The organism is Streptomyces sp. NPDC048659 (assembly GCF_040650575.1).
Lineage (GTDB): Bacteria > Actinomycetota > Actinomycetes > Streptomycetales > Streptomycetaceae > Streptomyces.
Window position 1 is genome coordinate 92,646 of sequence record NZ_JBEZHM010000022.1, and the last position, 26,439, is coordinate 119,084.

At 72.4% G+C, this 26,439-nt stretch carries 19 protein-coding genes; 9 read left to right on the forward strand and 10 right to left on the reverse strand.

Annotated elements, in window-relative coordinates; translation table 11 throughout:
- Positions 1 to 11 precede the first annotated feature (11 nt).
- Positions 12 to 4,970 (reverse strand): NAD-glutamate dehydrogenase, encoded by a 4,959-nt coding sequence (locus AB0C99_RS18990; protein ID WP_362476247.1) that lies wholly within the window; start codon positions 4,968 to 4,970, stop codon positions 12 to 14.
- 395 nt (positions 4,971 to 5,365) lie between these two features.
- Here AB0C99_RS18990 and AB0C99_RS18995 point away from each other — a divergent pair, with 395 nt between their 5' ends.
- Positions 5,366 to 5,923, forward strand: coding sequence for a DJ-1/PfpI family protein (locus tag AB0C99_RS18995; protein WP_362476249.1), 558 nt, complete (start codon positions 5,366 to 5,368; stop codon positions 5,921 to 5,923).
- 73 nt (positions 5,924 to 5,996) lie between these two features.
- Here the strand turns inward: AB0C99_RS18995 and AB0C99_RS19000 are convergent, their stop codons facing one another.
- A complete protein-coding gene (locus tag AB0C99_RS19000) occupies positions 5,997 to 6,665 on the reverse strand; it encodes an HAD hydrolase-like protein (RefSeq protein WP_362476251.1) in 669 nt (222 codons plus the stop codon).
- 21 nt (positions 6,666 to 6,686) lie between these two features.
- Positions 6,687 to 7,193, reverse strand: coding sequence for a hypothetical protein (locus AB0C99_RS19005; protein WP_362476253.1), 507 nt, complete (start codon positions 7,191 to 7,193; stop codon positions 6,687 to 6,689).
- A gap of 281 nt (positions 7,194 to 7,474) precedes the next feature.
- On the opposite strand from AB0C99_RS19005, the gene AB0C99_RS19010 reads away from it, so the two are divergent.
- Positions 7,475 to 8,008 carry an Rv3235 family protein gene (locus AB0C99_RS19010; RefSeq protein ID WP_362476255.1) on the forward strand — a complete coding sequence of 178 codons (534 nt, stop codon included), beginning with the start codon at positions 7,475 to 7,477 and terminating at the stop codon, positions 8,006 to 8,008.
- Between the two features lie 42 nt (positions 8,009 to 8,050).
- Here AB0C99_RS19010 and secA read toward each other — a convergent pair whose 3' ends face one another.
- Entirely contained in the window at positions 8,051 to 10,852 is a 2,802-nt protein-coding gene (gene secA / locus AB0C99_RS19015) for a preprotein translocase subunit SecA (RefSeq protein WP_362476257.1), read from the reverse strand.
- A gap of 251 nt (positions 10,853 to 11,103) precedes the next feature.
- Between secA and AB0C99_RS19020 the strand changes: the two genes are divergently transcribed.
- Complete coding sequence (locus AB0C99_RS19020; RefSeq protein WP_362476258.1) at positions 11,104 to 11,676, forward strand: GNAT family protein; 573 nt, start codon at positions 11,104 to 11,106, stop codon at positions 11,674 to 11,676.
- A gap of 88 nt (positions 11,677 to 11,764) precedes the next feature.
- On the forward strand, positions 11,765 to 12,931 hold the full coding sequence (locus AB0C99_RS19025) for a crosslink repair DNA glycosylase YcaQ family protein (protein WP_362476260.1): 1,167 nt from the start codon (positions 11,765 to 11,767) through the stop codon (positions 12,929 to 12,931).
- Positions 12,932 to 12,944: 13 nt separating this feature from the next.
- Here AB0C99_RS19025 and AB0C99_RS19030 read toward each other — a convergent pair whose 3' ends face one another.
- The 6 genes from AB0C99_RS19030 to mtrA form a co-directional block, all read right to left on the reverse strand.
- Positions 12,945 to 13,700 carry a response regulator transcription factor gene (locus tag AB0C99_RS19030; RefSeq protein ID WP_362476262.1) on the reverse strand — a complete coding sequence of 252 codons (756 nt, stop codon included), beginning with the start codon at positions 13,698 to 13,700 and terminating at the stop codon, positions 12,945 to 12,947.
- Positions 13,701 to 13,975: 275 nt separating this feature from the next.
- On the reverse strand, positions 13,976 to 14,716 hold the full coding sequence (gene raiA, locus AB0C99_RS19035; RefSeq protein ID WP_362476264.1) for a ribosome-associated translation inhibitor RaiA: 741 nt from the start codon (positions 14,714 to 14,716) through the stop codon (positions 13,976 to 13,978).
- Positions 14,717 to 14,993: 277 nt separating this feature from the next.
- On the reverse strand, positions 14,994 to 15,779 hold the full coding sequence (locus AB0C99_RS19040; RefSeq protein ID WP_362476266.1) for a ComF family protein: 786 nt from the start codon (positions 15,777 to 15,779) through the stop codon (positions 14,994 to 14,996).
- A gap of 190 nt (positions 15,780 to 15,969) precedes the next feature.
- Positions 15,970 to 17,736: an LpqB family beta-propeller domain-containing protein gene (locus AB0C99_RS19045; RefSeq protein WP_362476283.1), complete on the reverse strand. Its 1,767-nt coding sequence runs from the start codon at positions 17,734 to 17,736 to the stop codon at positions 15,970 to 15,972.
- Positions 17,737 to 17,833: 97 nt separating this feature from the next.
- Positions 17,834 to 19,837 carry an MtrAB system histidine kinase MtrB gene (mtrB, locus tag AB0C99_RS19050; protein ID WP_362476267.1) on the reverse strand — a complete coding sequence of 668 codons (2,004 nt, stop codon included), beginning with the start codon at positions 19,835 to 19,837 and terminating at the stop codon, positions 17,834 to 17,836.
- A gap of 1 nt (position 19,838) precedes the next feature.
- Complete coding sequence (gene mtrA, locus AB0C99_RS19055) at positions 19,839 to 20,516, reverse strand: two-component system response regulator MtrA (protein ID WP_009333493.1); 678 nt, start codon at positions 20,514 to 20,516, stop codon at positions 19,839 to 19,841.
- A 404-nt stretch (positions 20,517 to 20,920) separates the two neighbouring features.
- Between mtrA and AB0C99_RS19060 the strand changes: the two genes are divergently transcribed.
- Genes AB0C99_RS19060 through AB0C99_RS19080 form a run of 5 tightly spaced genes read left to right on the forward strand, consistent with a single transcriptional unit; the run spans position 20,921 to position 26,268 of the window.
- Entirely contained in the window at positions 20,921 to 22,114 is a 1,194-nt protein-coding gene (locus AB0C99_RS19060; protein WP_362476269.1) for a hypothetical protein, read from the forward strand.
- A 4-nt stretch (positions 22,115 to 22,118) separates the two neighbouring features.
- Positions 22,119 to 22,802 (forward strand): DUF4129 domain-containing protein, encoded by a 684-nt coding sequence (locus AB0C99_RS19065; protein WP_362476271.1) that lies wholly within the window; start codon positions 22,119 to 22,121, stop codon positions 22,800 to 22,802.
- The gene (locus AB0C99_RS19070; protein ID WP_362476273.1) at positions 22,799 to 23,980 is read left to right on the forward strand and encodes a DUF4350 domain-containing protein; all 1,182 of its coding nucleotides are present in this window, start codon (positions 22,799 to 22,801) and stop codon (positions 23,978 to 23,980) included. Before AB0C99_RS19065 ends, AB0C99_RS19070 begins: the two co-directional genes overlap by 4 nt.
- Positions 23,977 to 24,960 carry a MoxR family ATPase gene (locus AB0C99_RS19075; RefSeq protein WP_362476275.1) on the forward strand — a complete coding sequence of 328 codons (984 nt, stop codon included), beginning with the start codon at positions 23,977 to 23,979 and terminating at the stop codon, positions 24,958 to 24,960. Before AB0C99_RS19070 ends, AB0C99_RS19075 begins: the two co-directional genes overlap by 4 nt.
- A 12-nt stretch (positions 24,961 to 24,972) precedes the next feature.
- Positions 24,973 to 26,268, forward strand: a complete 1,296-nt coding sequence (locus AB0C99_RS19080) for a DUF58 domain-containing protein (protein ID WP_362476277.1) — start codon at positions 24,973 to 24,975, stop codon at positions 26,266 to 26,268.
- Positions 26,269 to 26,439: the final 171 nt, after the last annotated feature.

Here is a 26,439-nt window from a genome sequence, read left to right on the forward strand (position 1 = left end):
TCAGCTGGTGCTCAGCTGTGCGTCCGCAGCAGCGTGCGCATGGTCCGCATCGCGACCGAGAGGTTCGACAGGTCGAAGTCCTCCGAGCCCTGGATCTCCTCCAGGGTGGTGCGGGCGCGGCCCAGGATCGCCGCGTTCTCGTCCTCCCAGGCCCGGAACCGCTCTTCCGGCGTGGAGGTGCCGTTCCCGGACACCAGGACGTCGGCGGTGAGCCCGGCGTGCGCGGCGAACAGGTCCTCGCGGATGGAGGCGCGGGCCATCGACTGCCAGCGGTCGCTGCGCGGCAGCTCGATGATCCGGTCCATCAGGTCGGTGATCCGCAGCCGGTCGGCCAGGTCGTAGTAGACCTCGGCGACCGCCAGCGGGTCCTTGCCGGTGCGGTCCGCGATCGCGACGATGTCGAGCGTCGGGAAGGCGGACGAGAAGCCGGCCACCCGCAGCGCCAGCTCCTCCGGCACCCCGGCCTCGGTCAGCTCGGCGAGGATCGACTCGTACCACTCCAGGTCCGAGCCGCGCAGCAGCTGCGGCAGCTTCTCCCAGACCAGCGCGACCCGCTCCGAGAAGAACTCGATGGTCTCGCCGATCTGGAGCGGCTGCGGCCGGTTGTTGAGCAGCCAGCGGGTGCCGCGCTCGACCAGGCGGCGCGAGTGCAGGCGCATCCGGGTCTGGAACTCGGCGAGCACCTTGTTGTCGAGCGCCTCGACGGCGTCCCAGACCTCGCCCAGGCGGAAGATCGCGCGGGCCGCGGTCTGCGCGCGCACGATCTCCTCGATCGAGGCGCCGGACTCCTCGCGGAGGCGGTGCAGGAAGGTCGAGCCGCCGGTGTTGACGGTGTCGTTGACCAGGACGGTGGTGATGATCTCGCGGCGCAGCGCGTGGTTGTCGACCGCCTCGGTGAACTTCTCGCGCAGCAGCGTCGGGAAGTACGCGTGGAGCAGCCCGCGCAGGTACGGGTCGTCCGGGAGCTCGGTGCCGATCAGCTCGTCGGCCACCGTGATCTTGGTGTACGCGAGGAGGACGGCGAGCTCCGGCTGGGACAGGCCCTTGCCGCCGTTGAGCAGCTCGCGGATCTGCCGGTCGTTGGGCAGGAACTCCAGCGAGCGGTCCAGGGCCCCGTCGCGGCCGAGGCGGCGCATGAAGCGCTGGGCGGCGTGGAGCAGGGACGGGGACTGGGCGACCGCGTTGGCCAGGGCGGTGTTCTGCGCGTAGTTGTTGCGCAGGACGAGCGCGCCGACCTCGTCGGTCATCTCGGCGAGGATCTTGTTGCGCTGCTTGACGGTCATGTCGCCCTCGGCGACGAGCCCGTTGAGCAGGATCTTGATGTTGACCTCGTGGTCGGAGGTGTCGACGCCGGCGCTGTTGTCGATGGCGTCGGTGTTGACCTTGCCGCCCTCGCCGGCGGGGCCGCCGGTGCGGGCGAACTCGATGCGGCCGAGCTGGGTCGCGCCGAGGTTGCCGCCCTCGCCGATGACCTTGGCGCGGACGTCCTGGCCGTCGACGCGGATGGCGTCGTTGGCCTTGTCGCCGACCTCGGCGTCGGTCTCGGCCGAGGACTTCACGTACGTGCCGATGCCGCCGTTCCACAGCAGGTCGACGGGCGCGTGCAGGACGGCCTTCATCAGCTCGGCCGGGGTCATCTTGGTGACCCCGTCCTCGATGCCGAGGGCGGCCCGGACGTGCGCGTTGACCGGGATCGACTTCGCGGTACGGGGGTGGATGCCGCCGCCCGCGGAGAGCAGCGAGCTGTCGTAGTCGGCCCAGGACGAGCGGGGCAGCTCGAAGAGGCGGCGGCGCTCGGCGTACGAGGTGGCCGCGTCCGGGGTCGGGTCGATGAAGATGTGCCGGTGGTCGAAGGCGGCCACCAGGCGGATGTGCTCGGAGAGCAGCATCCCGTTGCCGAAGACGTCGCCGGACATGTCGCCGACGCCGACGACGGTGAAGTCCTCGGTCTGGGTGTCGTGGCCCAGCTCGCGGAAGTGGCGCTTGACCGACTCCCAGGCGCCGCGGGCGGTGATGCCCATGCCCTTGTGGTCGTAGCCGGCCGAGCCGCCGGAGGCGAAGGCGTCGCCCAGCCAGAAGCCGTAGGACTCGGCGACCCCGTTGGCGATGTCGGAGAAGGTCGCGGTGCCCTTGTCGGCGGCGACGACGAGGTAGGTGTCGTCCTCGTCGTGGCGGACCACGTCGACCGGGGGCACGACCTCGCCGGCGACCAGGTTGTCGGTGATGTCGAGGAGGGCCGAGATGAAGGTCTTGTACGACTCGATGCCCTCGGCGAGCCAGGCGTCGCGGTCCACGGACGGGTCCGGGAGCTGCTTGGCGACGAAGCCGCCCTTGGCGCCGACCGGCACGATGACCGTGTTCTTCACCATCTGCGCCTTGACCAGGCCGAGGACCTCGGTGCGGAAGTCCTCGCGCCGGTCGGACCAGCGCAGGCCGCCTCGGGCGACCTTGCCGAAGCGCAGGTGGACACCCTCGACGCGCGGCGAGTACACCCAGATCTCGAAGGCCGGGCGGGGCGCGGGGAGGTCGGGGATGGCCTGCGGGTCGAACTTCATCGACACGTAGGGGTGCTGACGCCCCTCCGCGTCCTTCTGGAAGAAGTTCGTCCGCAGGGTGGCCTTGATGACGGTGAGGAAGGAGCGCAGGATGCGGTCCTCGTCGAGGGAGGCGACCTGGTCCAGGGCCCCGTCCAGCTCCTCCAGGAGCCCGTCGATCAGCTCGGTGCCGGCGCGCTGGCGCTCCGGGGCCATCCGGGCCTCGAAGAGGTTGATCAGCAGCCGGGTGGTGTGGACGTTGTTGCGGAGGGTGTCCTCCATGTAGTCCTGGCTGAAGGTCGAACCGGCCTGGCGCAGGTACTTGGCGTAGGCGCGCAGCACCATCGCCTCGCGCCAGGTGAGCCCGGCGGACAGGACGAGCGAGTTGAAGTTGTCGTTCTCGGCCTCGCCGGTCCAGGTGGCCGCGAACGCCTCCTGGAAGCGCTCGCGGGCGTCCTCGCCGATGTAGTCGCCGCCGTTGCCGGTGGGCGCGGGCATCCGCAGGCCGAAGTCGTAGATCCAGGCGCGGGAGCGGCCGGCGCAGCGCAGCTCGTACGGGCGCTCGTCGGTGACCTCGACGCCGAGCCGGTTGAGGACCGGCAGGACGGCGGAGAGGGAGATCGGGTCGCCGGTCTTGTAGATCTTGAAGCGGCGCTCGCCGGGACCGGCGGCGACGGGCTCGTACAGCGACAGCGCGAAGTCCTTGTCGCTGCCCGCCAGGGCCTCCATGTGGCAGAGGTCGGCGACGGCGGCGCGCGGCGAGTGGTCGGCCTTGTAGCCCTCGGGGAAGGCGCTGCCGTAGCTGCGGAGCAGTTCGGCGGCGCGCTCCTCGCCCAGCTCGGCGTTGAGCGCCTCGCCGAAGCCGTCGGCCCAGGAGCGGGTCGCGTCGGAGAGCCGGGTCTCGATGCGGTCGACGTCGGTCTCGGTGAGCTTGGCCAGCTCGGTGCCGGGCTCGACGCGGATGACGAAGTGCAGGCGGGACAGGATCGACTCGGTGTTCCAGGCGGTGAAGTCGACGCTGGCGCCCTGCAGCTCCTCCTTCAGGATGTCGATGATCCGCAGCCGGACGCGGGTGGTGTAGCGGTCGCGCGGCAGGTAGACGAGGGCCGAGTAGTAGCGGCCGTACTCGTCCTGGCGCAGGTAGAGCCGCAGCCGGCGGCGCTCCTGGAGGTACAGGACGCTGGTGACGATGGAGCGCAGCTCGTCGGCCGGGGTCTGGAAGAGCTCGTCGCGCGGGTAGGTCTCCAGGATCTGGAGCAGGTCGCGCCCGTCGTGGCTGCTCGGCGAGAAGCCGGCGCCCTCCAGGACCTCCTGGACCTTGCGCTTGACGACGGGGACGCGGCGCACGGACTCGGTGTACGCGGCGGAGGAGAACAGGCCGAGGAAGCGGCGCTCGCCGACCACGTTGCCGTCCGCGTCGAACTTCTTCACGCCGACGTAGTCGAGGTACGAGGGGCGGTGCACGGTCGCGCGGCTGTTGGCCTTCGTCAGGATCAGCAGCTTGTGCTCGCGCGCCTTGGCGCGGGCGTCGGCGGGCAGCCGGCTGAAGGACGGCGAGACGGGGTGGGCGTGCGGGTCCTCGCCGGTGTGGTGCGGGTCGGCGCGCAGGATGCCGAGCCCGGTGCCCGGGACGGCGGACAGCGCGTCGCCGTCGACCAGCTCGTACTCCCGGTAGCCCAGGAAGGTGAAGTGGTCGTCGGCGAGCCAGCGCAGCAGCTCGCGGGCCTCCTCGACCTCGGTGGGCCGCAGGTCGCCGGGGGTGGACTCGCCGGGCAGGGTGTCCGCGATGCGCAGCGCGGCGTCGCGCATCTTGTCCCAGTCCTCGACGGTCTCGCGGACGTCGGACAGGACGCGCAGCAGGTCGGAGGTGATCTGCTTGAGGTCGGCCTTGTCGGTCTCGCGGTCGATCTCGACGTGGATCCAGGACTCGACGAGCGCGTCGTGCGGCAGGGCGCCCTTCGGCTGCTCGGTGAGCACCTCGATGAGCTTGCCGGCCACGTCGCGGCGGACGAGGACCTGGGGGTGGATCACGACGTGGATGCCGCGGCCCTGGCGGGACAGCTCGTTGGTCACGGAGTCCACGAGGAACGGCATGTCGTCGGTGACCACCTCGACGACGGAGTGGCTGCACGTCCAGCCGTTCTCCTCCACCGTCGGCGTGTGGACGCGGACGCTCGCGGTGCCCTGGGGGCGGTTCTCCGCGAGGCGGTAGTGCGAGAGAGCGGCGCCGAAGACGTCGACCGGGTCGCGGTCGGCCAGGTCTTCCGGCGCGGTGTGCAGGTAGTAGCGCTGGAGGTAGTCGAGCAGGGTGTCCCGGTCCGGACGCTCCCCGCCCTCCGGCCCCGTCGGAAGTCGCCCCCCGACCGGGCTGTTCTCAGCTACCCGGGCGGCCCGATCGAGCAGCTCGGCCTTGGCTTCGTCCAGCTTGGTCTGCATGTCCTCTGACTCCTGTCGCGCGCCGTTGCGTGACGTCGGTGGAAGAAAGGACACAACGCCACGACGCGGTGGTACCGGTCGGAGTCGACGTTATGCCGCGATGAGAGATGTCCGGGCACATATCGGCCACGGCGGCCTTCGTGCCCTGACGGAACGGATCCGCGAACGAGCCATCGGCCCGGTCGCCGAGGCGGTCCGGGCGGAAGCCGGGGGCTGCGTTGCCCCCTCGGCGTATCGCGCTGATCACGGGAAAAGCCTATCGCTGTTGCCCCCCGCGCCGTCATGGTCCTTATGTGTACAAAACCTGGGGGGGAAGTTTGACACTGTGGACAGCGACGAATGGTTACCCGGGGCATATCGACCGATCGACCGATGAGCACTCTTGGGGAGACGCAGTGGCGAAGATCCTGATCGTGACCGGGGACGCGGCGGAGTCGCTGGAGGTGATGTATCCGTACCAGCGCCTCCTCGAGGAGGGGTACGAGGTGGACATCGCGGCTCCCGCCCGCAAGCAGCTCCGGTTCGTGGTCCACGACTTCGAGCCCGGCTACGACACGTACACCGAGAAGCCGGGCTACACCTGGCCCGCCGACCTGGCCTTCTCCGAGGTGGACCCGAGCGCGTACGTGGCCGTCGTCATCCCGGGCGGGCGGGCGCCGGAGTACCTGCGCAACGACCCCGAGCTCCGCAAGATCCTGAAGTCCTTCTTCGACGCGGACAAGCCGGTGGCCCAGATCTGCCACGGCCCGCTGCTGACGGCCGCCACGGGCAGCCTGGAGGGCCGCGAGGTCACGGCGTACCCGGCGCTGGAGCTGGACATGCAGGCGGCGGGCGCCACCTTCCAGGACGCGGCGGCGGTGGTCGACGGCACCCTGGTCTCCTCGCGCGCCTGGCCGGACCACCCGAGCTGGATGCGGGAGTTTTTGAAGGTGCTGCGGGACGCGAAGGTGTAGGCGCGGCTGAGACGTGAGGGCGGGGCCGGGCCGGCAGGCCCGGCCCCGCCCTCATGCCGCCGTCGGGCAGGCCCTAGTCCAGCTCCTCCGCCACGGCGACCGCCTCCGCGAGCGAGTCGACGACGGGCACACCCACGGCCTCCAGGCTGCGCCGGCTGTGCGACCCGCCGGTGTAGAGCACGGCCCGCGCCCCCACGTGCAGCGCGGCCACCGCGTCGTCCGCCGCGTCGCCGATGACGACGACCCGCTCCGCCGGCACCCCGTCGAGCGCCGCGAGGTGCCGCACCATGGTGGCGGACTTGCCGTCCGTGGACCGGTCCACCCGCCCGTCGACGCGCAGGAACCGCTCCGCGATCCCGTGCCGCCGCACCAGCGGTATCAGCTCCTCGTGCGGCGCGAGCGACAGCAGCGACTGGGTGAACCCGGACGCCTGGCGCGCCGCCAGCAGCTCGGCGGCGCCCGCCGTGAGCCCGCAGTCCTCGGCCCGCCGCCAGTAGTGCCGGTGGAAGGCGCCGTCCATGACGAGCCACTCGTCGTCCGTGGGCAGGCGCCCCATCAGCCGCTCGTAGAACTTCGGCACCGGGACCGTGTACAGCTCGCGGTACTGCTCCAGCGTGATCTGCGCGAGCCCCAGCTCGGCGAAGGCCGCGTTGGTCGCGCCGATCACCGCCCCGGTGTCGTCGAGCAGGGTGCCGTTCCAGTCCCAGACCAGGTGTTTTCCGTGCTTCTCGTGCTTCCCCATGGAGGCACGGTACCGGTCGGCTCAGCCCAGCAGGCCGGGGATTTCCTGCACACCGAACCAGAGCAGCTCGTGGTCCTCGGCGCCGTCCACGACGAACTGGGCGTCGTCGTCGCCCTGGTCCGCCGCCCCGAGCGCGTCCGCGGCGGCGGAGACGTCCGCGTGGGCGTCGTCGGCGTCCGCGTGCACGGCCGCGGCCTTGGCCAGCCGCACGGGTCCGGCGATCCGGACCTCGCCGAGCGCGCTCGCGTCGAGCCCCCGGTCGGGGTCGACGGCGGCGTCCTTGTCGGCCACGTCCACCGCGACGACGATCCGGCGCCGCGCGGCCTCCGGGTCGCCGGCGAGCAGCCGCAGCGAGGCGGCGGCGGCGCGGTTGAGGGCCGCGTACTCCAGCTCCTCGATGTCGTCGGAGACGTACCACTCGCGCAGCGCGGGGGTGACGGCGTAGGCGGTGAGGGGCCCGGGGCCGAGCTCGCCCGCCTTGTGCGCCTGTGCGAGCCCGGGGAGGGTCAGGGGGACGTAGACGCGCATGGCTGGCCGCTTTCGTAGTCGGAGACGCCCTCAGGATACGTGCGGAGTCCCCCTTCGGGGTCCCGGGCCCGGGACCGCCCTCCGTCACCGCCGGGAGCCGCGCCCCGGGGCGCGCGGGGGCCCGGGGGTGCGCCGCTCACCCGGATAGGTGAACCGGAGCGCGCCCGCGCGCCGGGCCGCGCACCTCTTGCCGGGCCCGACGCCGCGCCCGTACAAGATCCCCAAGAAAGTTACCGACTGGTACGAGACGGTGACACACCGCGACGGGAACGGGGACCGCCATGAGGACCGCGACGAAGGCCACCGCGAAGACCGCCACCACCACACAGGCCCACCAGCGCACCCGCCCCGCGGGCCCCGGAGGCGCCACCCGCCCCTCGGGCCCCGCGGGCACCGGCCCCCGGGGACGCGCGGGCACCGGGCCGCTCCGGACGCCTCCCCCGCACGTCCTCTTCGCCGAGCGGCTCCTCGCGGTGCTCAGCGGCGAACGCCCGGTGCACTGGATGCTCGGCCACACCGTCGGCGAGGGGTACGAGCAGCTCGTCCGGCTCGCTCCGGGCACCCCGCTGCGCTCGCACGGCCCGCGCCCGGTGCTGCGCCACTGCTCGGCCCGGCCGCCGGGCCCGGACGCCGTCGAGGCGTGCGCGACGATCGCGACCGGGCCCCGGGTGCGGGCCCTGGCCTTCCGCCTGGAGCGCGGCCGGGACCGCCGCTGGCGCTGCGCGGCGGTGGAGGTGGACGGCCTGCCGGGCCAGGAGCGGGGCCAGGGCCCCGGCCCCGGGCACGCCGGAGGGGCCGGCCACCGCATCCGGTGACCGGCCCCTCCCCGCCGCGCCTCGCGGCGACGGCCTGCTTACCTACTTCTTGCGGCGACGCCCGCCCGCGTTCTTCTGCGCCTTGCGGCGCTCCGCGCGGGTCATGCCGTCGCCCGTGGCCTCGCTGCCGTCGGAGGCGAAGTCGCCCTCGACGACCGAGCCGTCACCGTCGACCTTGGGGGCGGAGAAGTGCAGCCGGTCGGGGCGCTGCGGGGCCTCCAGGCCCTTGGCGCGGATCTCCGGGCGACCGGCCGGGACGGCGTCCTTCTTGTCGAGGGACGGCGAGTCCTGCACCGGGACCTCCTCGACCTGCTGCTCGACCTGGACCTCCAGGTTGAACAGGTAGCCGACGGACTCCTCCTTGATGCCCTCCATCATGGCGGTGAACATGTCGAAGCCCTCGCGCTGGTACTCGACCAGCGGGTCCTTCTGGGCCATGGCGCGCAGGCCGATGCCCTCCTGGAGGTAGTCCATCTCGTAGAGGTGCTCGCGCCACTTGCGGTCGAGCACCGAGAGGACCACGCGCCGCTCCAGCTCACGCATGATCTCGGAGCCGAGCTGGGTCTCCCGCGCGTTGTACTGCTCGTGGATGTCGTCCTTGACGGACTCGGCGATGAACTCGGCGGTGATGCCCGCCCGGTCCCCGGCCGCGTCCTCCAGCTCGTCGACCGTGACCTTCGCCGGGTAGAGCTGCTTGAAGGCGTTCCACAGGCGGTCCAGGTCCCACTCCTCGGCGAAGCCGTCGGCGGTCTCCTGGCGGATGTAGTCGTCGATCGTGTCGTCCATGAAGTGGCCGACCTGCTCCTGCAGGTCCTCGCCCTCCAGGACGCGGCGGCGCTCGCCGTAGATGACCTCGCGCTGCCGGTTGAGGACCTCGTCGTACTTCAGGACGTTCTTACGGGTCTCGAAGTTCTGGCTCTCGACCTGGCCCTGCGCGGAGGCGATCGCGCGGGTGACCATCTTGTTCTCGATCGGGACGTCGTCCGGCACGTTCGCCATCGCCATCACGCGCTCGACCATGGCGGCCTTGAACAGGCGCATCAGGTCGTCGCCGAGCGACAGGTAGAAGCGGGACTCGCCCGGGTCGCCCTGACGGCCGGAACGGCCGCGGAGCTGGTTGTCGATACGGCGGGACTCGTGGCGCTCGGTGCCCAGGACGTACAGGCCGCCGAGCTCCTTGACCTCCTCGAACTCCGCCTTCACGGCCTTCTCGGCCCGCTCCATGGCGCCGGGCAGGGCCGCGGCCCACTCCTCGACGTGCTCGACCGGGTCCAGGCCGGACTGGCGCAGCTCGGCCTCGGCGAGGTCGTCGGGGTTGCCGCCGAGCTTGATGTCCGTACCGCGGCCGGCCATGTTGGTGGCGACGGTGACGGCGCCCCGGCGGCCCGCCTGGGCGACGATCGCGGCCTCGCGCTCGTGGTGCTTGGCGTTCAGCACCTCGTGCGGCACGCCGCGCTTGCTGAGCTGCTGCGACAGGTACTCGGACTTCTCGACCGAGGTGGTGCCGACGAGGACCGGCTGGCCCTTCTCGTGCTTCTCCGCGATGTCGTCGACGACGGCGGCGAACTTGGCGACCTCGGTCCGGTAGATCAGGTCCGGCTGGTCCTTGCGCTGCATGGGCCGGTTCGTCGGGATCGGCACGACGCCCAGCTTGTAGATCTGGTGGAACTCGGCCGCCTCGGTCATGGCCGTACCGGTCATGCCGGAGAGCTTGTCGTAGAGGCGGAAGAAGTTCTGGAGGGTGATCGTGGCGAGGGTCTGGTTCTCGTCCTTGATCTGCACCCCCTCCTTGGCCTCGATCGCCTGGTGCATGCCCTCGTTGTAGCGGCGGCCGGCGAGGATACGGCCGGTGTGCTCGTCGACGATCATGACCTCGCCGTCGATGACGACGTAGTCCTTGTCCTTCTTGAACAGTTCCTTCGCCTTGATGGCGTTGTTCAGGTACCCGACCAGCGGGGTGTTCACCGACTCGTAGAGGTTGTCGATGCCCAGCCAGTCCTCGACCTTGGCGACGCCGGCCTCGTGGATGCCGACGGTGCGCTTCTTCTCGTCGACCTCGTAGTCGCCGGTCTCCTCGATGCCCTTCATCGGGTTGCCGGGCTCGCCCTTGACCAGGCGGGTGACCAGCTTCGCGAAGTCGCCGTACCACTTGGTGGCCTGGTCGGCCGGGCCGGAGATGATCAGCGGCGTACGGGCCTCGTCGACGAGGATCGAGTCGACCTCGTCGACACAGGCGTAGTTGTGGCCGCGCTGGACGAGCTCGTCCTGGGACCACGCCATGTTGTCGCGCAGGTAGTCGAAGCCGAACTCGTTGTTCGTGCCGTACGTGATGTCGCAGGCGTACTGCTCACGGCGCTGGGCCGGAGTCATGTTCGCCAGGATGCAGCCGACCTCCAGGCCGAGGAACTTGTGCACCCGGCCCATCATCTCGGAGTCGCGCTCGGCCAGGTAGTCGTTCACCGTGATCAGGTGGACGCCCTTGCCGGACAGCGCGTTCAGATACGCCGGGAGCGTGCCGACGAGGGTCTTGCCCTCACCGGTCTTCATCTCGGCCACGTAGCCGAGGTGGAGCGCGGCGCCGCCCATGATCTGGACGTCGTAGTGGCGCTGGCCGAGGACGCGCTTGGCGCCCTCGCGGACGGTGGCGAACGCCTCGGGGAGCAGGTCGTCCAGGCTCTCACCGTCGATGTAGCGCTGCTTGTACTCATCGGTGAGTGCCCGCAACTCGGCGTCGGAGAGTTTGACGAAGTCCTCTTCGATGGAGTTGACCTGGTCCGCGATGCGGTGCAGTTTGCGCAGGATCTTGCCTTCGCCTGCACGCATGAGCTTGTTGAAGACGGACACTGAGGCTGGTCTCCTTGCCGGTCGGGCCTGGCACTGGGTCTTGTCATGACTCGGGCGCGGGCACGGCAGGTGGTCCCCACCGCAACGGCCATCGTAAGCGAGACCGCCCTCGCGGAGGGAGGCCCGCTGTGCCGAAGCCCCGCTCACGCCCGAGAGACCTCCCGCAGGAAAGAACGCCCGAGCCCGCCGGAAGGTGCCGCCCGCACCGAAAAGTGTTCGCATGGACCCGGGCGGGTCACCAGAATTCCGTCATGGAGCCGATCACCCTCACCACCGAACGCCTGCGTCTTCGCCCCTACGCGCCGGAGGACGTCGACCGGGTCTTCGAAGCCTGTCAGGACCCCGACATCCAGCGCTGGACCGTCGTCCCCTCGCCGTACAGCCGGCAGGACGCCGAGTTCTTCGTCCTGCGGCTGGCCCCGGAGGGCTGGAGCAGCGGCCGGGAGTACGCCTTCGCCGTCGAGCCCGTCCAGGGCGGGCCGCTGTTCGCCGCGATCGGGGTGTCGGCCCGCGCGGAGGGCGTGTACGAGGTCGGCTTCTGGCAGGCGAAGGAGCGGCGCGGCCAGGGGTTCATGGCGGAGGCGGTCGGCGCCGTCGCCCACTGGGCCTTCACCGGGCTGGGCTGTCACCGCCTGGTGTGGCGCGCCGAGGTCGGCAATGCGCCGTCCCGCGCGGTGGCCGAGCGGGCCGGTTTCACGGTGGAGGGCGTCGAGCGGGCGGGCCTGGTGAACAAGGGCACGGTCCGCGACTCCTGGTCGGCCTCCCTCCTCCCCTCGGACCTGGGCCTCCCGGCCCCCCTGCCGTACCTGCCGGCGCGGGTCTGACGGGGCGGCCCGGGACTCCCCGGCCGGACCCCGCCCGACCCCGCCGGACCCGGCCCGGCTGTCGGTGCGGCCCGCTAGATTGCGGATCATGACGACCGCCGCCCCGCACCCCGCAGCCGAACTGTCCGCCGACGAAGCCCGCCGGATCGTCCTGCGGGCCCAGGGCTTCCTCGGCGCCCCCGACCGCCGGGGCGGGGTCCGGGGCGTGCTGCGGCACCTCGGGCAGGTCCAGCTCGACACGATCTCGGTGCTGGCCCGCTCGCACGAGCTCATCCCGTACGCGCGCCTGGGCGCGGTCGGCCGCACCGCGGTCGAGGAGGCGTACTGGACGGAGGGCCACGCCTTCGAGTACTGGTCGCACGCCGCCTGCGTCCTGCCGATCGAGGAGTGGCCGCTCTTCGCCTTCCGCAGGCGCTCCTACCGCGACCGCCCGCACTGGGGCCACGAGCTGTCCCCGGGGGCGTACGAGGCGGTGATCGCGCAGTTGCGCGCGGAGGGCCCGCTGACGGCGACCGAGCTGGGCGGCGCGAAGAACAAGGGCGAGTGGTGGGACTGGTCCGACTCGAAGATCGCCGTCGAGCGGGCGCTGATGTACGGCGAGGTCGTGGTCACCGAGCGGCGCGGCTGGAAGCGGGTCTACGACCTGGCCGAGCGGGCCGTCCCCGGGGAGCTGCTCCACGACGACCTGGATGACACCGAGTGCCTGCGACGGCTGGTGCGGCAGGCGGGCGAGGCGCTGGGCGTCGGCACCCGCGCGGACCTCGCCGACTACCACCGGATCAAGGGCGAGGCGTTCGACGCGGTGGTGGCGGACTCGGGCCTCGCCCCGGTGACCGTGGCCGGCTGGGGCAAGCCCGCGTGGGCGGACCCAGCGGCGCTGGCGGCCGAGCCGCGCGGGCGGCACCGGACGACGCTGCTGTCGCCGTTCGACTCGCTGATCTGGGAGCGGGCCCGCACGGAGCGGATCTTCGGCTTCACGCACCGCCTGGAGGCGTACGTGCCGAAGCAGAAGCGGGTCCACGGGTACTTCGCGATGCCGGTGCTGTCCGGCGGGCGTCTGGTCGGCCGGGTGGACCCGGCGCGGGAGGGGCGCACGCTGGTCGCCCGCCAGGTGTCGCTCGACGGCCCGAAGGCGGTCCCGGCGGTGGCCCGGGCGCTGCGCGAGGCCGCCGAGTGGGTGGGCTGCGACGCGGTGGCGGTGGAGCGCGTGGATGCGGCGGAACTCACCGCAGAGCTCGTCAAGTCGCTGGGCTGAGCGGCGGGATCCGTCAGCGGATCTCCAGGATCTTCTCCCGCATCGCGTAGACCACGGCCTCCATCCGGGAGTGCAGCTGGAGCTTCTCCAGGATGTTGCGCACGTGGTTCTTCACGGTGTTCTCGGAGATGAACAGCTCCTTGGCGATGTCCCGGTTGTTCATCCCGGTCGCGACGAGCTTGAGGACCTCCAGCTCGCGGTCGGTCAGGCGCGGTGCGGGCACCAGCCGGCGCTCGTCGGTGCGCTGGATCATCGACTTGAACTCGGTGAGCAGCTTGGAGGCCATCGAGGGGCTGATCTGCGACTGTCCGTCGGCGACCGCGCGGATGGCGGTGGAGACCTCGTCGGTGGAGATCTCCTTGAGGAGGTAGCCGGTCGCGCCCGCCTTGATGGCGTCGTAGAGGTCGGCCTCCTCGTCGCTGATCGTCAGCATGATGATCTTCGCGCTGGGGGCGACCTCCTTGATCGAGGTGCATGCCTCGATCCCGCCGCGCTTGGGCATCCGCACGTCCATCAGCACGATGTCCGGCAGCAGGTCGGCGGCCTTGTCGACGGCCTCGGCCCCGTCCCCGGCCTCGCCGACGACCTGGATGTCCTCCTCCTGGGCGAGGACGATCTCCAGTCCGCGCCGGAAGAGCGCGTGATCGTCCACGACGAGAACCCGGATCGGCTCGGCACGTGACGTGCCGCTGGCCGAATCCGACCCCTCCGGATTCACCGTGCCGAGGGACTCCCGCCCGCCGTGCACCGGCCCGAAGCCGTCCGCCATCGTTCCTCCCCCAGAAGGCCGTGGCCTGAAGTCGTGTAAGGAAGCACTCTCGGTCCTCCAACCGCTGCTCAGGGAGCACCGGTTGGCGTGCACGTCATGATTTCATGCCTCGGCGGCCTCGCGGTGTACGCGTGGTCGCACCCGGTCGCATTCCGTCGCTTCCGGTCGCACAAGGGTGCCCCTGGGAGCACGGGGAGCGCTCCAGGGGCACCGAATCGAAACCGCGGCCGACCGCGGCCGGTCAGGGGCCGGCCGGGGGCCGTCGGCCGGCTACCTCAGCCGCCGAGCGCGCCGCCCGCGCCGCCGAGGTCCTCACCCGCGAGCGGGTCGCTCTCCAGGTGGATGACGCCGTAGTCGTAGGCGTGCCGCCGGTAGACGACACTGGGCTGCTTCGTGTCGGAGTCCACGAAGAGGTAGAAGTCGTGCCCGACCAGCTCCATCTCGTAGAGCGCCTGGTCGAGCGTCATGGGAGCGGCCCTGTGGGTCTTCTCGCGGACCACCAGCGGTCCTTCGCCCTGGACCTCGATCGAACCCATCATCGTGGTGGGCACGGTGCCGCCGGTCTCCTCCGGCACCACCTCGCCCGCGCCGTTCAGCGACGCGACACCCGGCACCACGTCGGCGACCTCCGCCGCCGAGAGCCTGCCGTTGCCGCGGCGGGTGTACCTCTTGTCGTGCTGCTTGCGCAGCTGCGTCTCCAGCTTGTCGCTGGCGAGGTCGAGCGCTGCGTACGCATCACCGGCCGCCGCCTCCGCCCGGATCACCGGGCCTCGGGAGTGGAGGGTGATCTCCACGCGGTCGGACCGGTCGGCCTGCCGCGGGTTGTGCTCCTTGGACACCTCGACGTCGAGGCTGATCACCTTGCCGTCGAGCTTCTGGATCTTCTCCAGCTTCAGCTTCTCGGCCACGTGCTTCCGGAACCGCTCGGGCACCTCGGTCTTGCGGCCCTTGACGACGATGTCCACGCAGAACTCCGTTCCCGGATCACTCACTGCGGCTCCTTGGCCGCGGAGCATCTCCCTTTGCACCAGACTCCGGCGATTGCCGGGGTCTCGGACTTGGCGACTTCGCCCCTCTCCTCCCCAGTCGACAAGCTCCCCACCCCATTGACAAGAGGTTAATTCGCCTTGAACTCCCGTCCTGTAGGCGCACCCGTGCTTTAGGTGAGGTGTAGCTGTTCGCCATTCCTCACAACCGAACATAGCTCGTTCGGACGGGTGTCGTCACCCGCTGCCGGGAGTTACCTCCATTCGGGTGTTCCCACCTCTCACCACCTGCAACGATGTAAGTTGTTCAGGAGTTCCGGTTTATTTCGAACGAACCCGGAGAGGATGCGACTACCGCTGCCGTCGACTGTTCGAAAAGAGCTTCCGCCACCCGCCCCTTCGGGCTGTCCGGTAATCCGGGAATGAACGGGGGGTGTACACCGGAGCGGGCGGCACTCAGTGCCCTCGCCGCCTCCGCCAGCGAGGCCCCCGTGGTCATCAGATCGTCGACGAGAACCACTCTCCCGGCCGCCTCCGAGAGAAGCCGCGCACCGCCCGGGGCGAGTTCCAGCGCCCCCGCCAGATTGGCGAGCCGCGCCCGCGCCCCGAGCCCCGCCTGGTCGGCCACCGCCCGGCCCTGCCGCAGCACGGGCAGCACCCGCGCCGCCCGCCCGGACCGCCGCAGCAGCGCCGCCGCGTGCCGCGCGATCCGCCGCGCCGGATCGTGGCCACGAGCCCGCACGGAGCGCCGCGAGGACGGCACCGGTACGAGGAGCAGCGGCGGGCCCCCGAGGCCCTCACAGGGCCCCGCGGCGGCCTCCACGGCCCCCGCCAGCGCGGCCCCCAGCGGCCCGGCGAGCGGCAGCGCCCCGCGCTCCTTGTGCGCGAGCAGCACGGCCCGCACGGCCCCCTCGTACGCCGCCGCCGCGTACACGGTCGGCAGGCCCGCCGGCACGGGCGAGGGCCACACCCGCCGCGCCCCCACGAGAAGCCGCCGCCCGCACTCCCCGCAGAGCCCCGACCGCCCCCTGCCGCACGCCACGCAGACGGCAGGCAGCACCAGCCCGGCCGCCTCGGCCCACCAGCCCCGCATGCCCCCACTGTCCACCGCCCCGACGGGGCGCACCAGCCCTGTGGACAAGGCCCTGTGGACAACCGCGCGGAAGCGACGGCTCGCCAGAGGACAGGCGGAAGCGAAGGCGAAAAAGCCGAACCCGAGACGGAATCGGAATCGGAGACGGAAACGGAGATGGAGACGGAGACGGAAACGGCGGCGCCCGGCCTCAGCCCGGGTAGACCGGCGAGTCCCCCTCCTTGGCGATCGGCTGCCAGTTCGCGCCCGGCACGAGCCGCACGATGCCGTCGTTGCCGGAGTCCGCGACGACCGGGGACACCTCGCCGTGCGGCGCGGCGACGGCGGTGACGCCGTTGAGGCCCGGCAGGACCGACGTGGTCGACGTGGAGCCGTCCGTCTGGACGTACCGCACCTGCTGCACCCCGCCCGCCTCCGTGCCGACCACGACGAGGCGGCTCGGGCCGGCCCAGGACACGGCGGTGACGGACTCCAGGCGCGGCGCGGCCCGCTGCGGGGACTCGACGGAGACGCTCTCGCGGCCCTCGCTGCGCGTCCGCTCGACCCGGCCGATCTGGAGGGTCGTGCGCTTGTCCTTGGTGACGAGCAGCGCGATCCGCACCCCGTCGGCGGAGACCCGCAGCGACTCGATCCGGGCCCCGTCCTTCAGCCACGGCGTGCTGACCTCGACCGGCTCGCCCTGGCCGCCGGGCACCAGCCACAGCCGCGGGTCGGCCGGGTTGCGGTCGGCGACCCACAGGTCGCCGTGGCCGTCCCAGCTCGGCGCCGACAGCCGGTCCTGCTGCCGCGGCCCGGTGCTGGTCACGACGGGCGGCGCGGGCTCCTCGTCGGCGGTGATCGACCCGACCCGCAGCGCCCGGCCGTCCTGCACGATCCCGGCGGCCCGGCTCTCCTCCCGGTCCACCGCCACGGACGTCAGCGGCAGCGCGCCCCGCCCGAACGGCCCGGGGACCTCCGTCGGCTTGTCGAGCTGCTTCGAGGCGACCGACAGCGTCATCAGCCGGCCGTGGTCGTCGACGAAGTACGGGTTCTCCCCGCGGCCCGGGTCGCGGACCGGCGAGTACTCCTCGGTGGCCTGCCCCTTGCCGAGCAGGCACAGCGACCTGCCGCCGCTGCCCTGGAGTTCGACCTGCTCCACGCGGGCCGAGGTCAGGTCGCCGAGGGTGAAGAGGAGCTGCGCCGCCATGCCCTTGCAGACGAGGGCGCTGACGTGGTCCGCCTTGGCGTTCAGCGGGACCTTCAGCGTCGACTGGTCGTCGGTCGAGAGCGTCGTGACGCCCTTCTTCAGCTCCGTACCGGACGGGAAGCGCGAGTCGACGGCCGGTCCGAGCCAGCCCGTCGGGCCCTCCAGGAGCGCCTTCACGGTCTGGGTGACGGGGTCCATGCGGGTGACGGGGTCCTGCCGCTGCCGGATGTAGACGGGGTCGGCGACGACCCAGTCCTCCCCCGACGCGAAGTAGTACTTGTTGACCGAGCGGTAGTTGCGCAGGAAGTCCGCCTCGCCGAGCACCAGCCCGGAGGGCAGGCTGTCGATGCGCCATTCCTTGCTCTTGCCGTCGGCCGAGGGCTGCTGGACCACGTGGATCGACTCGTTGAACTCCGCCGGGACCTCCGGCCGGTACGCGTGCCGGGCGTCGACCTTCGCGATCCGCCGCCCGGAGATCGGGTACGAGCGCCCCTGGTTCTCCGTGTCGGCCATCCGGTCCGCCTGGTCGCGGTCGGGCGCGTTGGTGAGCACCGTGATGCTCGCCTCCGGCCGCCACGTCCGCGCGGCCTGCGGGGTCAGGTACTTGCGGGCCGTCGCGAACCCGGGGTCGTCACTCGTCATGGCCTCCAGGAAGCCGTCGACGATCTCCTCCGGGTCGGCGTTGTCCCGGGGCGCGACCGCGTACACCCGGACCTGCGAGTCGCCGCCGTTGGACGCCTTCACCGCCCGTGCGTCGCCGCTGTCGGGCATGCTCGCGCAGCCGGCCGCCAGCACCGAGCCGCAGACCAGCAGCACGATCCCGCGCACCGGCCGTCCCCGCCCCGGGGTCCACCGCTTTCCTCGATGGTCAGCGCCCACCGGTCCCGCCCTCCCGCTCGGCGCGCGTCGACGCCATGGCCTCGCCCCCGACACCGTCACCGTCCGGATCCTCCCCGGCCTCCGCGCCCGCCGCGCCGCGCGGCACGACCCGCGCGCCGCTGCCCGGCAGCGCCGTCGGATCCACCGTCGCCCGCGGTACGGACGCCAGCCTCGGCGGCACCGACAGCGCCGCCGGGTGCTCCCCGGCGGGCTGCGCGGGCACGGCCGTCAGGCGGGCCCCGGCCGCGGCCTGCTCGCGGTTGCGCCGCGAGTCCTCCGGCTCCAGCGGGATCGGCGAACCGCGCAGCGGCTCGTCCGCGGTCCGCGGCAGGGTGAGCCGGAACTGCGAGCCGCCGCCGGGCTCGCCCCACGCCTGCAGCCAGCCGCCGTGCAGCCGCGCGTCCTCGACGGCGATCGACAGGCCGAGGCCCGTACCGCCGGTGGTGCGCGCGCGGGACGGGTCGGCCCGCCAGAAGCGGTTGAAGACGCGGGTCGCCTCGCCGGGCTTGAGCCCGATGCCGTAGTCGCGTACGGCGACGGCGACGGCCCCGCCGGCGGCGGCCAGCTTCACGGTCACGTCCCGGCCCTCGCCGTGCTCCACGGCGTTGACGACCAGGTTGCGCAGCACCCGCTCGACCCGGCGGGCGTCCACCTCGGCGACCACGGGCTGCTCGTCGCCCAGCACGAGGATCCGGGTGCCCTTGCGCTCGGCCAGCGGCTCGGCGCCGCCGATGACCCGCCGGACGACCTGGCGCAGGTCGATCGGCTCGGCCTCCAGGGCCGCGGCGCCCGCGTCGAAGCGGCTGATCTCCAGCAGGTCCGACAGCAGCGACTCGAACCGGTCGAGCTGGTCGCCGAGGAGCTCGGCGGAGCGCGCGGTGACGGGGTCGAAGTCGACCCGGGCCTCGTGGATGACGTCCGCCGCCATCCGCACGGTCGTCAGCGGCGTCCGCAGCTCGTGCGAGACGTCGGAGACGAACCGGCGCTGCATCCGCGACAGCTCCTCCAGCTGCTGGATCTTCAGCTGGATGGTCTGCGCCATCTTGTTGAACGCCTCGCCGAGGCGCGCGATGTCGTCCTCGCCGGTGACCTTCATCCGCTCCTGCAGCCCGCTGGCCGACAGCCGCTCGGCGACCGCGGCGGCCATCCGCACGGGGGTGACGACCTGGCGCACGACGAGCCAGGCGATCGCGCCGAGCAGCACGACGACGAACAGCCCGGCGGTCGCGAGGGTCGTCTTCACGAGCGCGAGGGAGTCCTCCTCCTGCGTCAGCGGGAAGAGGTAGTACAGCTCGTACGGGGTGCCGTCGGCGTCGTTGAGCCGCTTGCCGATCACCAGGCCGGGCTCGGACGCCTTGCCGCTGGTGTAGTGGATGCGGGCGGGCTGCTGGTAGGTGCTGGTGCCCTGGGCGACGTTGTGCCGCAGCTCGGCGGGGATGCTGGTGGTCGGATCGACCTCGCCGGAGGCGCGGGCGCCGCGGCTGGCGGTGTTCCCGGTCTCCAGGGACAGCGCGACCACGTTGAAGGCGCTCTGGCCGCCGCTGGCGAGCTGCTCGACCAGCGTCGAGCGCCAGTTCACGGACGCGCCGGCCCGGCCGCCGTCCTGCCCGCCGGGCGCGGGCGGCGTGGTGGCCGCCTTGTCCTGCGCGGCGGAGAAACCACCGGCCGCCTGGCTCTGCGCGGCCCGCTCCTTGGCGTCGAGCAGGCCGTTGCGCACCTGCCCGATCACCACGAGGCCGAGCAGCAGCACGACGCCGAGGGACATGAGCAGGGTGCCCGCGACCACGCGCACCTGAAGATTGCGCCGCCACAGGCGTACGGCGGGCAGCAGCGGGCGGCGCAGCCAGCGCGCGACCAGCCGGAAGGCGGGCCCGCCCGGTGTGCCGTCCTGGAGCAGGCGGCCGACCCGCGAGCCCCCCCGCCCCGGTCCGGCAGCCCGCCCCGTACGGACTCCCGGATCCCCGGGCTTCGGAGCAGTACTGCCCGCGCTCATGTCAGCTCGGCCCTGCCTTGTAGCCGACACCGCGGACGGTCACGACGATCTCGGGGCGCTCCGGGTCCTTCTCGACCTTGGAACGCAGCCGCTGCACGTGGACGTTCACGAGCCGGGTGTCGGCCGCGTGGCGGTAGCCCCAGACCTGTTCAAGCAGCACCTCGCGGGTGAACACCTGCCACGGCTTGCGCGCCAGCGCGACCAGCAGGTCGAACTCGAGCGGCGTCAGCGCTATCGACTGCCCGTCCCGCTTCACGGAGTGCCCGGCCACGTCGATGACCAGGTCCCCGATCGCCAGCTGCTCCGGCGCGGGCTCCTCCGACCTCCGCAGCCGCGCCCGGATCCGGGCGACGAGCTCCTTCGGCTTGAACGGCTTGACGATGTAGTCGTCGGCGCCGGACTCCAGGCCCACGACGACGTCGACCGTGTCGCTCTTGGCCGTGAGCATGACGATGGGCACCCCGGACTCGGCCCGGATCAGCCGGCAGACCTCGATGCCGTCCCGTCCGGGCAGCATGAGATCGAGCAGCACGAGATCCGGCTTGGCCTCCCGGAAAGCGGCCAACGCCTTGTCCCCGTCCGCGACGAACGAGGGCTCGAAACCCTCGCCCCGCAGCACGATCCCCAGCATCTCGGCCAGTGCGGTGTCGTCGTCGACGACCAGAACGCGTCCCTTCATATCGACATCATCCCATTTCCGTATCAGTCTCCAGGCGGCTGGTGAGATACCTCACTGACCTGCGGCGACGAGCGCGGTCGCCCACCGTTCACCGCCGGTGCCCCTCTGTGTCGGCCCGGCGCGGACCCCGTCCCCGTGACCCCCGTGGTCGCCCCGAACCGTACCGCGCGCCCCCGGCCGCGGCCCATGGGGAGGACCGGGCCCGGCCGGCACCCCGCCCCGCGCGCCCCGCGGCCCCGGCCCGGCGCGCCGCACAGGAGGGCAACCGGTGCGGCCGGGCCCGCCCGTGGGAGGGCCCCGCGTGGCACGATGGCTCCCGGCCCTCGTCGCACCCGGCGGAAGGCCGCAGAGACCGAGCCGGTTCGCCGATCCGGCCCCGCGACCATTCCTCGAGGTGGACGACCGTGAACGACACTCCGGGCTGGACCTCGCCCGGATCTGCTTCCCCCGACGGCCAGGACGGCACCGGCGTTCCCCGCCCCGCCTCCCCCGCCGACGCGAACGGCTCCGCCCCGCAGTGGTCCAAGGAACAGCCTCCCGCCGGCCAGTGGCAGCCGCCGACCGCACCGGCCCCCGGCATCCCGGCCCCGGCCCGCGCGCAGTCCGGCACCGGCTGGGGCGGCGGACCGCACCCCCAGTGGGGCCCGGCACCGGCCGCGAAGCCGGGAGTGATCCCGCTCCGCCCGCTCACCATGGGCGAGATCCTCGACGGCGCCGTCACCACCATGCGCCGCTACTGGCAGGTCGTCCTGACCATCTCGGTCACGGTCGCCGTGATCAGCCAGGTCGCCGACATCCTCTCGCAGCGCTATCTCGTGCCCGGGACGCCGAAGGTGGACGCGGACGCGAGCCCCGCCGAACAGCTCTCGCAGACCGCCGACGCCGTCCAGAGCACCATGACCGGCATGGTCCCGGCCATCTTGATCGCCATGATCGCCACCCTGGTGTGCGCCGCGCTGCTCACCGTGGTCATCAGCCGCGCCGTCCTCGGCCGGCCCGTCACCATCGGCGCCGCCTGGCAGGAGGCCCGCCCCCGGGTGCTCCCGCTGATCGGACTCACCCTGCTGCTGGCGGTGATGAGCGTCGCCATCTCGGTCGTCGCCATGCTGCCGGGCCTCCTCGCCGGCAGCGCCCCCCTGGCCGCCGCCGGTCTCCTGGCCGGCGTCGTCGTGGTGGTCTGGCTGGGCATCCGCTTCAGCCTCGCCTCCCCGGCGCTGATGCTGGAGCGTCAGGGCATCTTCAAGGCCATGGCCCGCTCGGCCAAGCTGGTCCAGGGCTCCTGGTGGCGCATCTTCGGCATCACGATCCTCACCCAGCTGCTGATCTTCGTCTTCTCGATGATCGTCGCGATCCCCTTCACGATGATCGCGATGCTCCTCAGCCCCGAGGGCATCGGCGGCCTCCTCTCGGGTACCAGCCCCGAGAACAGCTGGTCGTTCCTGATCACCACCGGCATCGGCGGAGTGATCATCGGCGCGGTCACCTACCCGATCTCCGCCGGTGTCACCGCGCTCCTCTACGTCGACCAGCGCATCCGCCGCGAAGCCCTGGACCTCGAACTCGCACGGGCCGCCGGCCTCCCCGGCTACGGGGGCTGACGGAGTGACGGGCCCGGGGGGAACGGCCGACGACATACCGCTGGACATCCCGCGCGTCCCCGCCCAGGAGGCGGCCGAGCGGGAACTGTCCAAGCCGATGTACCACGAGAACGACCCGAACCTCCTCCAGCGCGGCCTCAACCGCTTCTGGGAATGGGTCGAGAACCTCTTCGACTCGGCTTCCGGGGTCACCCCCGGCGGTGTCGTCGGCGTCGTGGCCGTCGTCCTCGTGGCGCTCGCCGTGCTCGGCGCCCTGTGGTGGCGCCTCGGCACCCCCCGCCGCACGCCCTCCGGCGGCGCCGGCGACTCCCTCTTCGACGACGGCCCGCGCACCGCCGCCGAACACCGCGCCGCGGCGGACCGGCACGCCGCCGCAGGCCAGTGGAACCAGGCCGTCCAGGAACGGATGCGGGCCGTCGTCCGCTCCCTTGAGGAACGCGCCCTGCTCGACCCCCGCCCCGGCCGCACCGCCGACGAAGCCGCCGCGGAAGCCGGCCGGTCCCTGCCGTCCCACGCCGACGGACTGCGCTCCGCCGCCCGCGCCTTCGACGACATCACATACGGCGGACGCACCGCCGACGAGGCCGCGTACCGGCGCGTCGAGCAGCTCGACACCGCCGTGGAACGGACCAAGCCCGTCCTCGAACCGGCCGTCGCCGCCACCGCCTTCACGGAGGCCCCCCGATGAGCCGGCCGACCGCCGCCGCCACCTCGACCTCGCTCAGCCCCCGCCGGCTCTGGGCCCGCGCGCGCGGCGCCCTGCTGCTCCTCGCCCTGATCCTGACCGGCGGCGTCATCCTCGCGACGATGCAGTCGTCCCAGCACCACGGCCGCCTCGACCCCCGCTCGGCCGACCCCTTCGGCAGCCGCGCCCTCGCCGAGCTCCTCAAGGCCCAGGGCGTCACCGTCGACGTGGCCACCACCATCACCGAGGCCACCGCCGCCACCGGCCCGGACACCACCCTCCTCGTCACCACCCCGGACCTGCTCACCGACGACCAGCGGTCCCGCCTCCACGCGACGATGAAGCGCTCGTCCGGCCGCACCGTCCTCCTCGCCTCCGGCCCCGCCTCCCTCACCACCCTGGTCCCCGGGGTCACGGCCGACGCCGACAGCCCCGTCTCCGCCCTGGACCCGGCCTGCACCCTGCCCGCGGCCACCAGCGCCGGCCGCGTGGACCTCGGCGGCGAGCGGTACGTCACCGGCCGCACCACCGCCGACAGCTGCTACTACGCCGACGGCCTGCCGACCCTGGTCCGCCTCCCCGGCCAGGGCACCGCCGACACGGTCCTCCTCGGCTCCCCCGAACTCCTCTACAACAAGCGGCTCGACAAACAAGGCAACGCCTCCCTCGCCCTGCAACTCCTCGGCTCCCGCACCCATCTCGTCTGGTACCTCCCCTCCCTCGCCGACGCCCCCGCCGAGGACTCCGGCGACGGCTTCCTCGACCTGCTCCCGTCCGGCTGGCTCTGGGGCACCCTCCAACTCACCGTCGCCGCCGTGCTCGCCGCCCTCTGGCGGGCCCGCCGCTTCGGCCCCCTCGTCACCGAACGCCTCCCGGTCGCCGTTCGCGCCTCCGAGGCCACCGAGGGCCGCGCCCGCCTCTACCGCAAGGCCGACGCCCGCGACCGCGCCGCCACCGTGCTGCGCACCGCGACCCGCACCCGGCTCGCCCCCCTCCTCGGCGTCCCCGCCCAGGACGCCCACGCGGCCGAACTCCTCCTCCCCGCACTCTCCGCCCGCGTCCCCGCGACCGGCGCGGACCCACGGGACCTCCTCTTCGGCACGGCTCCCGCCGACGACGCCGCACTCATCCGCCTCGCGGACCAACTCGACGCCCTCGAAAGAGAGGTACGCACCTCATGAGCGCCCCGACCCCCGAGACCGACACGACCTCGGACGCCGCACGCGCCTCCCTGGAGGCCCTGCGCACCGAGATCGGAAAGGCCGTGGTCGGCCAGGACCCCGCCGTCACCGGTCTCGTCGTCGCCCTGCTCTGCCGTGGGCACGTCCTCCTCGAAGGCGTCCCCGGCGTCGCGAAGACCCTCCTCGTCCGGGCGCTCGCCTCCTCCCTCGAACTCGACACCAAGCGCGTCCAGTTCACCCCCGACCTGATGCCGGCCGACATCACCGGCTCGCTGGTCTACGACAGCCGGACCGCCGAGTTCTCCTTCCAGCCCGGCCCGGTCTTCACCAACCTGCTGCTCGCGGACGAGATCAACCGGACCCCTCCGAAGACCCAGTCCTCGCTGCTGGAGGCCATGGAGGAGCGCCAGGTCACCGTGGACGGCGTCCCCCGCCCACTGCCCGAGCCCTTCCTGGTCGCCGCGACACAGAACCCCGTCGAGTACGAGGGCACCTATCCGCTGCCCGAGGCCCAACTCGACCGCTTCCTCCTGAAGCTGACGGTGCCCCTGCCCTCACGCGAGGACGAGATCAGCGTCCTGACCCGCCACGCCGGAGGCTTCGACCCACGCGACCTGAAGGCCGCCGGAGTCCGCCCGGTCGCCGGCCCCGCCGAACTCGAAGCCGCCCGCGAGGCCGTGGCCAAGGTGGCGGTCTCCCCCGAGATCGCCGGCTATGTCGTCGATATCTGCCGTGCCACGCGTGAATCCCCCTCGCTCGTCCTCGGCGTCTCCCCCCGAGGAGCCACCGCCCTGCTCTCCACGGCCCGCGCCTGGGCCTGGCTCACCGGCCGGGACTACGTCACCCCGGACGATGTGAAGGCCCTGGCCCTGCCGACCCTCCGCCACCGCGTCCAACTGCGGCCCGAGGCCGAGATGGAGGGAGTCAACTCCGACTCCGTCATCAACTCGATCCTCGCCCACGTCCCCGTACCCCGCTGAGAACGGCGCCCCATGGCCCTCACCGGACGAACAGCGCTGCTCGCCGCCATCGGATCGCTGCCCGTGGGCATCCTCGCCCCCAGTTGGACGGGGATGCTCGCGGTGAACGCGCCCCTCTCCCTCGCAATTCTGTGCGACTACGCGTTGGCCGCGCCAGTGCGAACGCTCCAGTTCACTCGAAGTGGTGATACAAGCGTTCGACTTGGTGACGCCGCGGAAGTGCAGCTCACGGTCACCAACCGGTCCCGCCGCCGCCTGCGCGCCCAGCTCCGCGACGCCTGGCCGCCGAGCAGCACCCAGGCCCCCGCACGCCAGAAGCTCACCGTCCCGGCCGGCGAACGCCGCCGCTTCGGCACCGTGCTGCGCCCGAGCCGCCGCGGCGACCACCGCGCCGAGCGCGTCACCGTCCGCTCGTACGGCCCGCTCGGCCTCATCGCCCGCCAAGGCAACCACGAGGTGCCCTGGACGGTCCGCGTGCTGCCGCCGTTCGCCAGCCGCAAGCACCTGCCCTCGCGGCTGGCCCGGCTGCGCGAACTCGACGGCCGCACCAGCGTCCTGACGCGCGGCCAGGGCACCGAGTTCGACAGCCTCCGCGAGTACGTACCCGGCGACGACACCCGCTCCATCGACTGGCGGGCCACCGCCCGGGGCACCACCGTCGCCGTCCGCACCTGGCGGCCCGAGCGGGACCGGCACATCCTGGTCGTCCTCGACACGGGCCGCACCTCGGCCGGCCGCGTCGGCGACGTCCCGCGCCTCGACGCCTCGATGGACGCCGCACTCCTCCTGACCGCCCTGGCCTCCCGCGCCGGCGACCGCGTGGACCTGCTGGCCTACGACCGCCGCCTCCGCGCCCAGGTCCAAGGCCGCTCCGCGAACGACGTGCTGCCCGCCGTGGTCGACGCCCTGGCCCCGCTCGAACCCGAGCTCGTCGAGACCGACGCCCGCGGCCTGGCGGCCACCGCCCTGGCCCGCGCGCCCCGCCGCTCCCTGATCGTCCTGCTCACCGGCCTGGACGCGGCCCCGATCGAGGAGGGTCTCCTCCCCGTCCTGCCGCAGCTCACACAGCGCCACACGGTCCTCGTCGCCTCGGTCGCCGACCCGCACATCGCCGGCATGGCGGCGGCCCGGGGCACCATCGAGGGCGTCTACGAGGCTGCCGCCGCCACCCAGGCCCAGGCCCAGCGCCTCCGCACCGCGGAACAGCTCCAGCGCCACGGCGTCACCGTCGTGGACGCGACCCCGGACACCCTGGCCCCCGCCCTGGCGGACGCCTACCTGTCCCTGAAGGCGGCCGGCCGCCTCTGAATCAACGGACAGAGGGCGGGTTCCCCGGAATCACGACGGGGAACCCGCCCTCTGCGTCGTTTCCCTCCGGCCTCGGAACGCAGAAAAGCCCCGCACCATAAGGTGCGGGGCTTTCCCACAATGATTGTTCGGCGGCGTCCTACTCTCCCACAGGGTCCCCCCTGCAGTACC

What these genes read in the sequence shown, in the direction of transcription:
- raiA (WP_362476264.1), bottom strand. Translation starts at nt 14,716, where the DNA reads ATGCTCCGCGGCCAAGGAGCCGCAGTGAGTGATCCGGGAACGGAGTTC.
- AB0C99_RS19070 (WP_362476273.1), top strand. Translation starts at nt 22,799, where the DNA reads ATGAGCCGGCCGACCGCCGCCGCCACCTCGACCTCGCTCAGCCCCCGC.
- AB0C99_RS19045 (WP_362476283.1), bottom strand. Translation starts at nt 17,736, where the DNA reads ATGCCCGACAGCGGCGACGCACGGGCGGTGAAGGCGTCCAACGGCGGC.
- AB0C99_RS19005 (WP_362476253.1), bottom strand. Translation starts at nt 7,193, where the DNA reads ATGCGCGTCTACGTCCCCCTGACCCTCCCCGGGCTCGCACAGGCGCAC.
- AB0C99_RS19025 (WP_362476260.1), top strand. Translation starts at nt 11,765, where the DNA reads ATGACGACCGCCGCCCCGCACCCCGCAGCCGAACTGTCCGCCGACGAA.
- AB0C99_RS18990 (WP_362476247.1), bottom strand. Translation starts at nt 4,970, where the DNA reads ATGCAGACCAAGCTGGACGAAGCCAAGGCCGAGCTGCTCGATCGGGCC.
- AB0C99_RS19010 (WP_362476255.1), top strand. Translation starts at nt 7,475, where the DNA reads ATGAGGACCGCGACGAAGGCCACCGCGAAGACCGCCACCACCACACAG.
- AB0C99_RS19040 (WP_362476266.1), bottom strand. Translation starts at nt 15,779, where the DNA reads ATGCGGGGCTGGTGGGCCGAGGCGGCCGGGCTGGTGCTGCCTGCCGTC.
- AB0C99_RS19080 (WP_362476277.1), top strand. Translation starts at nt 24,973, where the DNA reads ATGGCCCTCACCGGACGAACAGCGCTGCTCGCCGCCATCGGATCGCTG.
- AB0C99_RS19030 (WP_362476262.1), bottom strand. Translation starts at nt 13,700, where the DNA reads ATGGCGGACGGCTTCGGGCCGGTGCACGGCGGGCGGGAGTCCCTCGGC.
- mtrA (WP_009333493.1), bottom strand. Translation starts at nt 20,516, where the DNA reads ATGAAGGGACGCGTTCTGGTCGTCGACGACGACACCGCACTGGCCGAG.
- AB0C99_RS19000 (WP_362476251.1), bottom strand. Translation starts at nt 6,665, where the DNA reads ATGGGGAAGCACGAGAAGCACGGAAAACACCTGGTCTGGGACTGGAAC.
- mtrB (WP_362476267.1), bottom strand. Translation starts at nt 19,837, where the DNA reads ATGAGCGCGGGCAGTACTGCTCCGAAGCCCGGGGATCCGGGAGTCCGT.
- AB0C99_RS19075 (WP_362476275.1), top strand. Translation starts at nt 23,977, where the DNA reads ATGAGCGCCCCGACCCCCGAGACCGACACGACCTCGGACGCCGCACGC.
- AB0C99_RS19020 (WP_362476258.1), top strand. Translation starts at nt 11,104, where the DNA reads ATGGAGCCGATCACCCTCACCACCGAACGCCTGCGTCTTCGCCCCTAC.